The sequence below is a fragment of the Pseudomonas sp. GW823-FHT06B06 genome, assembly GCF_058795195.1.
On the sequence record NZ_JBXAHO010000011.1, the window covers coordinates 184,981 to 197,373 of the forward strand.

General features: G+C 53.9%; 13 protein-coding genes and 2 pseudogenes. 9 read left to right on the forward strand and 6 right to left on the reverse strand.

Features of this window, described 5'->3' with window-relative positions:
* The gene (locus AC1Q8Q_RS12995) at positions 1 to 2,358 is read left to right on the forward strand and encodes a heavy metal translocating P-type ATPase (RefSeq protein ID WP_492615107.1); all 2,358 of its coding nucleotides are present in this window, start codon (positions 1 to 3) and stop codon (positions 2,356 to 2,358) included.
* Positions 2,359 to 2,603: 245 nt separating this feature from the next.
* On the opposite strand, the gene AC1Q8Q_RS13000 is transcribed toward AC1Q8Q_RS12995, so the two are convergent.
* The 3 genes and pseudogenes from AC1Q8Q_RS13000 to AC1Q8Q_RS13010 all read right to left on the reverse strand — a co-directional run.
* Positions 2,604 to 2,810, reverse strand: coding sequence for a hypothetical protein (locus AC1Q8Q_RS13000; protein WP_020795040.1), 207 nt, complete (start codon positions 2,808 to 2,810; stop codon positions 2,604 to 2,606).
* Between the two features lie 101 nt (positions 2,811 to 2,911).
* A complete protein-coding gene (locus tag AC1Q8Q_RS13005; RefSeq protein ID WP_492615108.1) occupies positions 2,912 to 3,292 on the reverse strand; it encodes a copper resistance protein CopC in 381 nt (126 codons plus the stop codon).
* Positions 3,293 to 3,395: 103 nt separating this feature from the next.
* A pseudogene (locus AC1Q8Q_RS13010) lies at positions 3,396 to 3,627 on the reverse strand (copper oxidase); the annotation flags it as partial.
* 258 nt (positions 3,628 to 3,885) lie between these two features.
* On the opposite strand from AC1Q8Q_RS13010, the pseudogene AC1Q8Q_RS13015 reads away from it, so the two are divergent.
* Positions 3,886 to 4,281: pseudogene (locus AC1Q8Q_RS13015) on the forward strand (heavy metal-binding domain-containing protein); the annotation flags it as partial.
* A gap of 54 nt (positions 4,282 to 4,335) precedes the next feature.
* Here AC1Q8Q_RS13015 and dmeF read toward each other — a convergent pair.
* Together dmeF and AC1Q8Q_RS13025 are read right to left on the reverse strand one after the other, a co-directional pair.
* Positions 4,336 to 5,292 (reverse strand): CDF family Co(II)/Ni(II) efflux transporter DmeF, encoded by a 957-nt coding sequence (gene dmeF / locus AC1Q8Q_RS13020; protein WP_492615109.1) that lies wholly within the window; start codon positions 5,290 to 5,292, stop codon positions 4,336 to 4,338.
* Between the two features lie 20 nt (positions 5,293 to 5,312).
* Positions 5,313 to 5,588 (reverse strand): metal/formaldehyde-sensitive transcriptional repressor, encoded by a 276-nt coding sequence (locus tag AC1Q8Q_RS13025; RefSeq protein WP_042955022.1) that lies wholly within the window; start codon positions 5,586 to 5,588, stop codon positions 5,313 to 5,315.
* Between the two features lie 343 nt (positions 5,589 to 5,931).
* On the opposite strand from AC1Q8Q_RS13025, the gene AC1Q8Q_RS13030 reads away from it, so the two are divergent.
* Positions 5,932 to 6,132, forward strand: a complete 201-nt coding sequence (locus AC1Q8Q_RS13030; RefSeq protein ID WP_492615110.1) for a heavy-metal-associated domain-containing protein — start codon at positions 5,932 to 5,934, stop codon at positions 6,130 to 6,132.
* 118 nt (positions 6,133 to 6,250) lie between these two features.
* Here AC1Q8Q_RS13030 and flgB read toward each other — a convergent pair whose 3' ends face one another.
* Complete coding sequence (flgB, locus tag AC1Q8Q_RS13035) at positions 6,251 to 6,664, reverse strand: flagellar basal body rod protein FlgB (RefSeq protein ID WP_492615111.1); 414 nt, start codon at positions 6,662 to 6,664, stop codon at positions 6,251 to 6,253.
* 379 nt (positions 6,665 to 7,043) lie between these two features.
* Between flgB and AC1Q8Q_RS13040 the strand changes: the two genes are divergently transcribed.
* From AC1Q8Q_RS13040 to AC1Q8Q_RS13065, 6 genes are all read left to right on the forward strand, one after another.
* The gene (locus AC1Q8Q_RS13040; protein WP_492615112.1) at positions 7,044 to 7,250 is read left to right on the forward strand and encodes a co-regulatory protein PtrA N-terminal domain-containing protein; all 207 of its coding nucleotides are present in this window, start codon (positions 7,044 to 7,046) and stop codon (positions 7,248 to 7,250) included.
* 214 nt (positions 7,251 to 7,464) lie between these two features.
* Complete coding sequence (locus AC1Q8Q_RS13045; RefSeq protein WP_492615113.1) at positions 7,465 to 9,375, forward strand: copper resistance system multicopper oxidase; 1,911 nt, start codon at positions 7,465 to 7,467, stop codon at positions 9,373 to 9,375.
* A 12-nt stretch (positions 9,376 to 9,387) separates the two neighbouring features.
* The gene (locus tag AC1Q8Q_RS13050; RefSeq protein ID WP_492615114.1) at positions 9,388 to 9,636 is read left to right on the forward strand and encodes a hypothetical protein; all 249 of its coding nucleotides are present in this window, start codon (positions 9,388 to 9,390) and stop codon (positions 9,634 to 9,636) included.
* Positions 9,608 to 10,582 carry a copper resistance protein B gene (locus tag AC1Q8Q_RS13055; protein ID WP_492615115.1) on the forward strand — a complete coding sequence of 325 codons (975 nt, stop codon included), beginning with the start codon at positions 9,608 to 9,610 and terminating at the stop codon, positions 10,580 to 10,582. Before AC1Q8Q_RS13050 ends, AC1Q8Q_RS13055 begins: the two co-directional genes overlap by 29 nt.
* A 9-nt stretch (positions 10,583 to 10,591) precedes the next feature.
* Positions 10,592 to 11,407 carry a c-type cytochrome gene (locus tag AC1Q8Q_RS13060; RefSeq protein ID WP_492615116.1) on the forward strand — a complete coding sequence of 272 codons (816 nt, stop codon included), beginning with the start codon at positions 10,592 to 10,594 and terminating at the stop codon, positions 11,405 to 11,407.
* Positions 11,397 to 11,864, forward strand: coding sequence for a DUF411 domain-containing protein (locus AC1Q8Q_RS13065; protein ID WP_492615117.1), 468 nt, complete (start codon positions 11,397 to 11,399; stop codon positions 11,862 to 11,864). The genes AC1Q8Q_RS13060 and AC1Q8Q_RS13065 overlap by 11 nt, the downstream gene beginning before the upstream one ends.
* The last annotated feature ends 529 nt before the right edge of the window (positions 11,865 to 12,393 follow it).

Below are 12,393 nucleotides of genomic sequence, written 5' to 3' on the forward strand. Positions count from 1 at the left end.
ATGCCTACTATATCGAGCCACCACGACCACAGTCACGCCCATGCTGCTCCGCTCAATGACGATGATCTACGTGACCCGGTGTGCGGAATGGCAGTCACTTCATCAAGTAAATTCGGTGAGTCTTATCAGGGACAGACGTATCGATTTTGTAGTCTGAAATGCCAGGAGAAGTTTCGAGCTGATCCTCAACGCTTCAGCGGTAACGTTTCGAGCGCCGAATCCCGCGTCACCAACCCAGAGTCTGCGGTACAAACAGGCACTGAGTTTACCTGTCCGATGCACCCTGAAATACGCCAGCCCGAACCCGGAAACTGCCCTAAATGTGGCATGACATTAGAGCCGGTCATGCCCGCGCTCGATGAAGAAGAAAATCCTGAACTGCGGGATTTTGCCCGCCGCTTTTGGTGGTCGCTGCCATTAACCGTGATAGTGACCGTGCTCGCCATGGCGGGACACTCGTTACAACTCCTCCATGGCTCGATCCAAAACTGGATCGAGCTCGCTCTGGCGACACCGGTGACCTTATGGGCAGGTTGGCCATTTTTTGTTAGGGGCATAGCCTCTATTAGAAATCGCAGTCCAAACATGTGGACTCTGATTGGTTTGGGTACCGCCGCAGCCTATTTTTACAGCGTCATGGCAACGCTCTTTCCCCAAAGCTTTCCCACTACCTTTATGCAAGATGGGCGTATCGGCGTCTACTTCGAAGCCGCCGCAGTCATCATCTCGCTCACCTTGCTTGGGCAAATTCTTGAGCTCAAAGCCCGATCGCAAACTTCCGCCGCCATTAAGTCCCTACTCGGCCTGTCGCCCAAAACCGCACGCCGGATCAATGCGGATGGCCAGGAGGAAGATATTCCTCTCACCCATGTTCACCTAGGAGACCGCTTGCGGGTCAGGCCAGGTGAAAAGGTGCCAGTTGATGGTTCAGTACTGGAGGGTGAAAGTGCGGTGGATGAGTCCATGCTCACTGGCGAGCCAGTGCCGCTAATGAAGAGAGCTGGAGATAGCCTGATCGGCGCCACGCTCAATACACACGGGAGCTTGGTAATGGAGGCGCAGAAGGTGGGCGCCGAGACCATGCTGTCACAGATCGTACAGATGGTCGCTCGGGCTCAGCGCTCCAAAGCACCAATGCAACGAATGGCCGACTCGATTGCCGGCTACTTTGTGATGGGTGTTATCTCGATTGCGATACTGACATTTGTCGGTTGGGGGCTTTTTGGCCCTGAGCCCAGTTGGGTGTTTGGTCTGATCAACGCTGTCGCCGTGCTGATCATCGCCTGCCCCTGTGCGTTGGGTCTTGCTACGCCAATGTCGATCATGGTTTCGACAGGTAAAGCAGCCAGCATGGGCGTGCTATTCAGGGATGCCAGTGCCATCGAAAACCTGTGCAAGATCGACACACTGATTGTCGATAAAACAGGCACCCTGACAGAGGGACGGCCAGTGTTTCACAGCGTGGAGGCCAAACCCAGTTTCAAACCCCACGATGTTCTTCAACTGGCTGCCAGCCTTGATCAGGGCAGCGAACATCCCTTGGCTCATGCAATCGTCGATCACGCCCGAGCCGAGAATATTAAGCTCACCAAGCCAGAATCCTTTGAGTCTGGTTCAGGTATCGGGGTCAGTGGCATCGTTGATGGCAGGAACATCCAGCTGGGGAACACCGCGTTGATGGACGCCGCAGGCGTGAGCACAAGTCCCCTACAAAAGCGTGCAGAGTTGTTGCGACTTAATGGCATCAGCATCATCTACCTCGCAGTCGACGGGGAATTGGCAGGGTTGTTGGCAGTATCAGATCCAATTAAACCGACCTCCAAAGAGGCAGTCACCAAGCTCAAGGCTGACGACATCAAAATCATCATGGCTACTGGCGACGGGCTCACCACCGCTCGGGCTGTCGCCAGGGAGATGGGGATTGAAGAAGTCCACGGTGAAGTGAAACCTCAGGACAAGGAGCGTCTGGTGGCAGACCTCCAGCAATACGGCCGGAAAGTTGCCATGGCTGGTGACGGTATCAACGATGCACCGGCCCTGGCGCGAGCCGATGTGGGCATTGCCATGGGGACAGGGACTGACGTTGCGATGAATAGCGCACAACTCACGCTGGTAAAAGGCGACCTCATGGGGATTTTACGAGCAAGGGCTCTTTCGGTCGCAACAGTAAAAAACATGCGGCAAAACTTGGGTTTCGCTTTTCTTTACAACTCGATGGGCATTCCTCTTGCCGCAGGCTTGCTCTATCCACTGACGGGACATCTCCTGTCGCCAATGATCGCCGCCATAGCCATGAGCGTCAGTTCTGCATCTGTAGTTTTCAATGCATTGAGACTGAGGAATACCCGAATTGACTGAGCGTCAATGACGCTCACAACCCGAAACACTTGCCATCGCGTCAACGTTGATGCTGGCGGTGCGGTGAAGAGACCGATCAGCACGAGAGGAATAATGGTTCAGTTTGGTTAGCGCTGCGAAGCGGTGCCTTCATACCACGGTAGATGTGGCCAAGGCAGGCTCGCGGGACATTGTTGCTGACATTCCTAGCAGCCAGTAAGACGCCAGTGAAATTTCCGCTCGCTGGGCCGGCTGGGATTGTCCGGTTATTTTGCCGCCATCTCCATCTCGGGACTGCGAGCAATCCAACTAAAACCCACTTCGGCGTCGGCCAGAATCATTTCAATATGAGGGCGCAGCTCAGCCCAATTTGGGGCGCCGCTCATGTTTTGAGCGAGCACTGCTACAGCCGCAAGAGACAGCACCATACCGAGGACGGCTTTCCCCACCAGCAGCGACTCAAAATTTAGCACCGCTCCCGATATCCGCTCTCTGCCCCGTAGACTGTAAAGAGCAACATGAGATCGGTGTAAAGGGTAAAACGCAGTGCAACGTCTAGTGAATCGCTAATGGCTTATTTCACTTTGAAGGTGAAGTTGCCGTGTATGGTGCTTCTGTCGTCATGCGTTCCAGCATGGTATTCCACCCTATAGGCGCCGGAGGGAAGAGTCGATGCTGGCGTAATGATCATAGTCTTTGGATCGCTACCACTCGCGACAGTAGCTTTTACGACCGGCGAGTGGAACATGGGTGCGTCGATCTTGATCAGCTCGGCTTTGGAATAAGTAATTATCAGGTTTTCGGAGAAATACAGTTCGATCTTCGCTGGAGCAGTGGCACTCTCTCCTTCCGCCGGGGTGGAGGACAACAGTTTAGAGTGCGCCTGTGCCAATGCACTCGTTAAAAGTCCGGAGGTCAGGGCAACGGCAACAGCAGTAACTTTGAATATAGACATGCAAGGCTCCCCACAGCGCGAGGCTGTCGGCTTGTCGATTGGTTTATTTCACGTTCTTTTTGCTGTGTTCAAAACCACTTGCGAACCCCAAGAACCCCCGCTATCGCAGCAGATGTCCAGGAAATCCGCCGTTGACGGTCATGAAGGTGCGGGGGGCCTGTAATACTCACCGAGCTTTCACCAACGAAAAGATCAAACTCTGTACGCGAAAGGACGTGGCACTGTCCTGGCCTGGTTATGGCCAAGATGGGGGTGCGCCATTGCCCCAGGCCGCCGAAGACTCCATCGGCGGCCAGACCTTTCACTAAGGTGCGCCTCAAAGTTTTGGATTGCATTGCGCCAAATCCCATCAGACGGATATCTGAGCAAGCATCAGTAGCGGCGCCAGGCGTTAAAGTCCGAGGTCAGCTGCCACATGCGTGTTTGATCGGAAGATGACATAAGCCAGCCACAATGGTGATTACAATTCAGTAAGCTTGGTTGCCTAGCCAATTCCAGGAGAAATTTCGAGCTGATCCTGAACGCTTCAGCGGTAATATTTCGAGCTCCGAGTCTCGCGTCACCACTCCAGAGTCTGCGGTACAACAGGCACTGAATTTGCCTGTCCGATGCACCCGGAAATACGCCAGCCCGAATCCGACAACTGCCCTAAATGTGGCATGACATTAGAGCCGGTCATGCCCGCGTTCGATGAAGAAGAAAATCCTGAACTCCGGGTTTGCGCTCGCCGCTTTTGGTGGTCGCTGCCCTTAACCGTGATGGTGACCATGCTCGCCATGGCGGGACACTCGTTGCAACTCGTCCATGGCTCGATCCAAAACTGGATCGAGCACGCTCTGGCGACACCGGTGACCTTATGGGCAGGTCAGCCCTTTTTTGTAAGGGGCATCACTTCTATCAGCAATAGCAGTCCAAACATGTGGGCTTTGATTGGTTTGGGTACCGCCGCAGCCCACCTGTACAGCGTCATGGCAACGCTCTTACCCCGATTCTCGCTAGGGCCATTGCGGGTTCCATTGGAGACCATGGAGGGGAGGCGCTCATCAGCCCAGTCGAAACTCGACCGTCAGATGGCTGACTTCGTGAACCGGTTTGAGCCGCTCACGAATGCTATCGGCATTCACGCTTGCTCGGCCCAGGACGCTGACGATGGCCGCATGGGCTTGCGGCCCGACCCGCCAGACGTGCAAGTCGGTAATGGTGGCATCCCCAGGTTTCTCAACCAGTTCACGGATTTCCTCGGCAACGTGTGCGTCTGTCTGATCCAGCAATACACCTGCGGTGACCCGCATCAAGGTCCATGCCCAACGCGCGATAACGATGGCGCCGACAATGCCCATGATCGGGTCCAGCCACACCCAGCTGAGGTAGCGGCCGGCGAGCAGTGCAGCAATGGCCAGAACCGACGTCAGCGCATCCGCCAGGACGTGGACATAGGCCGATTTTAGGTTGTTGTCGTTCCCGTGATGGGCATGGCCATGATCGTGATCGTGCTCGTGCTCGTGCTCGTGCTCGTGCTCGTGCTCGTGCTCGTGCCCATGACTGTGCCCGTGGCCCAGCAGCAGAGCACTGACAATGTTGACGATCAAACCAGCAATCGCGATGAGAGTAGCGGTGCCGAACTGAACTTCCGTTGGCTGCAAGAGGCGCATGACAGACTCAACGCCAATTCCCAAGGAGACCATGCCGAGAATGAGCGCCGAGGCGAACCCACCCAAGTCTCCAACCTTTCCGGTACCGAAGCTGTAGCGTTGGCTGGAAGCGTGGCGTTTTGCGTATCCGTAAGCGGCCGCCGCGATGCCCAATGCGCCGGCATGGGTTGCCATGTGGAGGCCATCGGCCAGTAACGCCATCGAACCCGTGATATAGCCGGCGGTGATCTCGCCAATCATCATCACCACCGTCAGTGCCACAACCCAAAGCGTACGCTTGGCATTTTCGTCGTGCGCTGAGCCAAGGAACACGTGGTCGTGTGTGTAGTTGATGTTGGTGCTGCTCATGAGTGTGTACCTAGATGCGTTCACTTGGAGTAACGGCGAATGGCTTCAAGAAGCTCTTCGACGCCCTTGTTACGCTGTTCTTCGCTGAGCGCAGGGTTCGCGACATGCTCCCGCGCGTGGTCCTCGATAATTTCCTCCATCAAGCCGTTGATGGCTCCGCGAGTGGCCGCAACAAGGTGTAGTGTTTTGGCGCAATCGTGATCCGATTCTAATGCCCGTTCAACGGCTTGGATTTGTCCGGCGATACGTTTTACGCGCTTGAGAAGGTCGTCTTTGTGTGCTGCGATATGACCCATGGAATACCCCCCCTACCTATATGTCACGCATGATAGGCATACCCCCTATACCTATGCAAAATTGGCAGACGAACAAATCATCTAAAGCCCGCGGCAGGAAAGAGAGGCTTCAATTAGCAGGGATGAAGCGAGAGGACCTGGAATGTCACTTCTGGCCGTTCTCTGCCGGCCATGGCCAAGAAGCGTACTGGTCGAATACGACGCAAACGGGTGGTCAAGTCTTTGCAATTAGCCATTAATGACGGTCACAACCCGAAACGGAAAACTGTTGACCTTACCATCGTGTCAACGTTGATGCTGTCGGTGCGGTGAAAAGAGACCGCTCAGCACGAGAGGAATCACCATGTTCGTCTTAGATGTATCAGGCATTGGATGCGGCAGTTGCGTCGGCAAAATCACCAAAGCGATTCAGTCACTGGACAACGAAGCTACCGTTTCCGTTAATCGGTCAGCCGGCAAAGTGAGTGTTGAAAGCAGCGAAAGCCCTGAGCAGATTCGTAAAGCTGTCGAGGCGTTAGGTTTTCCTTCCCAGATCAGCGCTTGAATGCTGACCTGCCCCCCTGGTCAGAGCCCGGTATGCAGAGGACTCCCCTTGGTGAACCCTTTGGGAGTACCGAAGCAGCCGCGTCGGCCACAATTACCGCTCACAAGCCCCTGCGCTACTAATCCTCTCGCAGAGCTTTGAGCAAACCTTTGAATGCTCCATTCAACCTAGTAAAAGCGGCGTCGAAACGTATTCCATTTTCTGTGTGCTTTGCGATCTCGACCTGCTGACCGACAGTATTTTGATCAATGGCAGGTTGAGCCGGTGTGCTGTAAAGCAAAGCACCTCCGTAAATATCACTTGCTGACGCTTGTCCAATTATATGTTTTACATTTGTTGTCTTCAAAGAAAACGGAGTAGCAGGAGTTTCTTTTGCCTGGCTTGCAAGCACAGTAGAAAAATCTAAGTCTCGGGTCTTGAAGTTCGGCGTATCAGCGTTTGCGATATTGTTACTCAGGATTTCGGCTCTTTGACTACGATAAATTAACGCTCTTTCTGCGGGGCCAAGCGCTTTCTCAAAATTAATACTCACACTCAATCACCCTCACTAGCGTTGCCATTTTCCATGAGCATTGAACACTCAAGTGTTGACGCGGTGCACCCAGGCTCACATTCGCAGTCCCGGTGCAGAAACTAAAAAAACGTCTGCACCTTGAAAGCAATCGGATACTTACAATGTTAGGCACCTCAACTGATACTCAATAAATAGCGGTGTAACGCTGGAGATCGAGACCTTACGGATTAAATAGCGTGTTCCTCAAGAGAAATATCGCAACCTGACACAACTGTAATATTCACCTAAGGTTCCTGACAGGGGGTGAGTTGTATAGTCCTATTGAGCCTTGAGCTCTCCCCTAAGAATCATCAATTGCTGTGGATTCGGGGGTTACCAATACATTCGAGGAACCAAAATGAAACCTATCAAAACTTTGTTCGTCATCGCCGCTCTGTCCATCTCTTCGCTGGCTATGGCTGAAGGCGGCGGTGATCGGACATTCGCACGTATGGAAGCGGCAAGGATTAGTTCAATGGAGTCGTACCAAGTAGCTCAAACACAAAAATCCCAACCACCTGTCGCGGAAAGCAAAGTCAAAGAGATGGAACACAAGAATTGCTGAATAGCTTGCAGCACTCCAAAGCTGACAGAAATGTAATCACTTTGATGGTTCAAATGTGGCAATTTCAGAGCTCGCTTGCCGTCAAAGCTCTTTTTCAGTAACGGCGGGCGAAGCTCATCCGGGCTCATTACTCACCCCGAGAGAGTGCCTTCAACCTGAGCAGCTCATTGGTTGTTCGCACGGCTTCCCTTTTGACTGATTGGATATAAACGGCATGAATTCCAAAACCTCTAGGCGGACATTCGTAAAAGGCTTGGCCGCTGGTGGCATTCTCGGCGGCCTTGGTCTGTGGCGCACTCCTGTATGGGCAGTGACCAGTCCTGGTCTGCCGAGCGTGCTCACCGGTAACGAATTTGATCTGTTTATTGGAGAAACCCCTGTAAACATCACCGGCTCGCCACGCACAGCCATGACCATCAATGGCTCATTGCCGGGACCTTTGCTGCGCTGGCGTGAAGGGGAAACAGTCACGCTGCGTGTAAAAAATCGCTTGGACCAAGACACCTCCATCCATTGGCACGGGATTATTCTGCCCGCCAACATGGATGGTGTACCGGGTTTGAGTTTCCATGGCATCGCTCCCGATGGCATGTACGAGTACAAATTCAAGGTTCATCAGAACGGTACATACTGGTACCACAGCCACTCTGGTTTACAGGAACAGGCAGGCGTTTACGGTCCAATCGTCATCGACTCGAAAGAGCCCGAACCTTTCCAATACAACCGCGACTACGTGGTGATGCTGACTGACTGGACCGATGAAGATCCTGCTCGGGTCATGGCCAAGCTCAAGAAGCAATCAGACTATTACAACCACCACAAACGGACGGTTGGCGACTTCATCGACGATGTCAGCAAGGAAGGTTGGTCTGCTGCCGTGGCCGATCGGAAGATGTGGGCTGAGATGAAAATGAATCCCACTGATCTCGCAGACGTCAGTGGGGATACTTACACATACCTCATGAATGGCCAGGCACCGAACGGTAACTGGACCGGGGTCTTCAAACCGGGCGAGAAGCTGCGCCTGCGCTTCATCAATGGCTCGGCTATGAGCTATTTCGATGTCCGTATTCCTGGCTTGAAAATGACCGTTGTGGCCGCCGATGGACAACACGTCAAACCAGTAAGCGTCGACGAATTCCGTATTGCCGTGGCAGAAACGTATGACGTCATCGTAGAACCTGCCAGCGAAGAGGCTTACACCATCTTCGCCCAATCTATGGATAGAACTGGGTACGCACGCGGAACGCTGGCCGTTCGCGAGGGATTAAAAGCACAGGTACCTGCGCTGGATCCTCGGCCTCTTTTAACCATGGATGACATGGGAATGGGCGGGATGGCGGGTATGGACCATGGCAGCATGGCTGGTATGGGTGGTAGCGAGATGAAACACGGTGACATGTCCGGGATGACGGGCATGGATCACAGCAAGATGACCGGCATGGACCAAGGTGGCATGACCGGGATGACCGGTATGGACAGCGGTAACATGGCAGGCATGGACCATAGCAAGATGGCTGGTATGGACCACAGCAAGATGGCAGGGATGGATGGTGGAGATATGTCAGAAATGACTGGCATGGGCAGTATGGGTGGCGAAATGCTGACCCATCCAGCTTCCGAAACCAACAACCCCTTGGTTGACATGCAAGCCATGACCGCGACGCCAAAGCTAAACGATCCAGGTATCGGGCTGCGGAACAACGGTCGTCGAGTACTTACCTACTCTGACCTGAAAAGCACTTTCCAAGACCCTGATGGCCGCGAGCCCAATCGCACCATTGAGCTGCATCTTACCGGCCACATGGAGAAATTTTCGTGGTCGTTCAACGGCATCAAGTTCTCTGACGCCGAGCCGCTGCGCCTGAAGTATGGAGAACGTCTGCGCATCACCTTGGTGAACGACACCATGATGACTCACCCCATCCACCTTCATGGTATGTGGAGTGACCTTGAGGATGAGAACGGCAAGTTCATGGTACGCAAGCACACAATCGACATGCCACCAGGTACCAAGCGCAGCTATCGAGTCACCGCTGATGCCTTAGGTCGCTGGGCCTATCACTGCCACCTGCTTTTCCATATGGAAATGGGCATGTTCCGTGAAGTACGGGTTGATGAGTAAAGGAGACGATCTGTGAGCACATACCTAAATCGTAAATCGCTGGTCGGTTGCCTCTTTGCCATCGGCTTGATGGGTGGACTCTCGTCCGTGGCGCTGGCAGTCGAAGATAGCAGTGATCATTCACCTGCTACTCCTGCAAAAGCAACGAGCAAGCCCGCAACTACGACAACCGAGTCAAAGCCTGATCATGGGTCAATGGATCACAGCAAGAAGCGCCATGAGTCGATGGATCATGACCAAAAAACCAAAAAGGCAGATTGAGATCATGACCAGTAAATTCATACGCCCAACGTTGTTAGCAATTGCTGTCTCTACCAGTCCTGCTTTCTCTTTCATGGCCCAGGCGGCAGAAGAGATGGATCACTCCAAGATGGATCACGGCTCGATGGGAGCTATGGACCATAGCAAGATGGGGGCAATGGATCACAGCAAGATGAGCATGGACAATGGAGCAATGGACGGTATGGAAAGTATGGATGGAGGGGCTACCACCACCAGCCGAACTCCAATCCCTGTACTGACCGACGCCGACCGTGCAGCCGCGTTCCCTGATGTGGCTGGTCATGGTGTTCACGACAAGAAGGTCAACTCCTTCATGCTGCTGGATAAGTTTGAGTACCAGGATGCTGACAACGGTAGTGCATTGGCCTGGGATGCAAAAGGATGGATCGGCGGTGACGTTGACCGCCTGTGGTTGCGCTCGGAAGGCGAACGTACCAATGGCGTAACGGAAAACGCTGAACTCTCAGCTCTTTGGGGGCACTCCATCGGTCCATGGTGGGATGTCGTCACCGGCGTAAGACAAGACTTCAAGCCCGGGTCACCACAAACGTGGGGAGCGCTCGGTATTCAGGGCATGGCCCTCTATAACTTTGAAGCCGAAGCGACTGCCTACATCGGTGAGAATGGTCAGACCGCTGCTCGATTGGAAGGCGACTACGACATTCTGCTGACCAATCGCCTGATCTTGCAGCCGACGGCCGAAGCCAATTTTTACGGGAAAAATGATCCTCAGCGCGGTATTGGGTCTGGATTGGCAAACACCGAAGTAGGGCTCCGATTGCGTTATGAGATTGTTCGCCAATTTGCCCCTTACATTGGGGTTAGCTGGAGCCGCTCCTACGGCAATACGGCTGACCTGGCCAGCGATGAAGGAGAGGATGCCAACGAGGCGCGGTTTGTCGCCGGTATTCGGATGTGGTTTTGAGGGCCTAACATGAAAAGAACATTGAAAACATTGACTGCTGCCGGGGTGGTCGCCGCAATAGTAGGCGCCGGCGTGGTGTATTTTGGTGTGATTAATGTTGGGGCGGATGAACCACATTCCGATCCCGTTTACGCGCTACTTTCCACCGCTCGAGATCGCTCGATCGAAGTGCGCTCACGCGACATTGAAGTGCCCGACCTGAGCGATGTAGCTCTCATCCGCGCAGGTGCTGGCAACTACAACTCTATGTGCATCGGTTGCCATCTGGCTCCGGGTATTGCAGGAACCGAGTTAAGTAACAGCCTTTACCCTGCACCTCCAAATCTTTCAAAACTGGGCGTTGATGGAAACCCTGCCGCAGCTTTCTGGATCATCAAGCATGGAATCAAGTCCACAGGCATGCCCGCTTGGGGTAAAAGCATGGCCGATCCCTACATATGGGGAATGGTCGCTTTTCTCCAGCAGCTGCCTTCATTGGATGCAGAGCAATACAACGCTCTAACAACCAGCAGCGGTGGTCATCAACACGGTGGCGGTGAGAGCAAAATGCATAACCATGAAGGCCAGCATGAGGTCCAAAAAGGGGCTGCTGTTGGGCATCATGATGCGGGTGCAGCCGAAGAGATAGCCGAAGCAGGCGACCATCATGGCGAGAGAAACAGCGCCCATGCCCATGAGGCCGCCGCAGCGCCTTCTCAGGATGAAAGTACCGAACACGCCCATCCTCAGGTTGTGGAGGCTTCACATGACGCTTCTGCACCTCCGGCCGTTCAGCCAAAAACTCATACCCACGCGGATGGGAAGGAGCATACCCATGCGAAATAACTTTCTTCGTCCCGGTCGGGCACTTCGCCTCGCTGCATTCGCGGCTCTGTTTATCAGTTCAGCTGGTCATGCAGCAGAGTCGCTGACGATTGACGTCCATCGTGACGCTAACTGTGGATGCTGCAAGAAGTGGATCCAGCACCTTGAAGCTAACGGCTTCACGGTCGTTGATCATGTAGAAACCAACATGAGCGCGGTCAAGCAGGAACTCGGTGTTTCTCCACGACTCTCGTCATGCCACACAGCAATGATCAATGGAAAGTTTGTTGAAGGTCACGTGCCCGCCGAGCAAATCATTGCGATGAGCAAACGTGACGACCTTCTCGGGATCGCCGTTCCTGGCATGCCGGCTGGATCTCCAGGCATGGAAATCAACGGAAAACGTGATGCTTACCAGGTAATCGGCTTGTCCAAAGCAGGCACAGACCAGGTCATTGCTGAGTACCCCGGAAAATAATCTGGCCCCTCGATCCTGTCCCTGCATGGTTAGTGACATAGCTATGCAGCGGGACAAATACTTTCTATTCCGCGCTCTACGTCGCAGCGTTCCACGCAAGTATTGAGCTTCAACGGTATGGGCCGTCTTACCCCGCTGCACCGCCGCTATCTGCCTCCTGTTCGTCTTTGCCTCGGGCTTCCTTCAGATTCGCAGTCGCCCGCGACACCCTTGCCTCTGGCTAACACTTCCCCTTGCCGGGTGTGTAGAGGACTTGCGCCTCTAAGTCGTCCGACTAATCACCGTAATGAGCCGAACAGCGCCAGTCACGGAGCTACGCGCCATAAAAAAAGGCGCCACTAGGGCGCCTAAGCCGTCTCCCAAACCAAAGGAGAAACAAGGAGACGGGGTGTACCTGGTAGACCAACAATTGGTGCCGGATTAGCGCTAGTTAAAGCAGCTGCAGTGGGTACTGCGGATTCCACGGCCATCCGGCCACCTATTCCATAAACATCCGGCCACTGATTCCACGATGATCCGGCCACCCATT

Excerpts from the sequence above, each read along its gene's own strand:
- dmeF (WP_492615109.1), bottom strand. The coding sequence starts at position 5,292 with ATGAGCAGCACCAACATCAACTACACACACGACCACGTGTTCCTTGGC.
- AC1Q8Q_RS13045 (WP_492615113.1), top strand. The coding sequence starts at position 7,465 with ATGAATTCCAAAACCTCTAGGCGGACATTCGTAAAAGGCTTGGCCGCT.
- AC1Q8Q_RS13030 (WP_492615110.1), top strand. The coding sequence starts at position 5,932 with ATGTTCGTCTTAGATGTATCAGGCATTGGATGCGGCAGTTGCGTCGGC.
- AC1Q8Q_RS13060 (WP_492615116.1), top strand. The coding sequence starts at position 10,592 with ATGAAAAGAACATTGAAAACATTGACTGCTGCCGGGGTGGTCGCCGCA.
- AC1Q8Q_RS13065 (WP_492615117.1), top strand. The coding sequence starts at position 11,397 with ATGCGAAATAACTTTCTTCGTCCCGGTCGGGCACTTCGCCTCGCTGCA.
- AC1Q8Q_RS13055 (WP_492615115.1), top strand. The coding sequence starts at position 9,608 with ATGACCAAAAAACCAAAAAGGCAGATTGAGATCATGACCAGTAAATTC.
- AC1Q8Q_RS13040 (WP_492615112.1), top strand. The coding sequence starts at position 7,044 with ATGAAACCTATCAAAACTTTGTTCGTCATCGCCGCTCTGTCCATCTCT.
- AC1Q8Q_RS13005 (WP_492615108.1), bottom strand. The coding sequence starts at position 3,292 with ATGTCTATATTCAAAGTTACTGCTGTTGCCGTTGCCCTGACCTCCGGA.
- AC1Q8Q_RS13025 (WP_042955022.1), bottom strand. The coding sequence starts at position 5,588 with ATGGGTCATATCGCAGCACACAAAGACGACCTTCTCAAGCGCGTAAAA.
- AC1Q8Q_RS12995 (WP_492615107.1), top strand. The coding sequence starts at position 1 with ATGCCTACTATATCGAGCCACCACGACCACAGTCACGCCCATGCTGCT.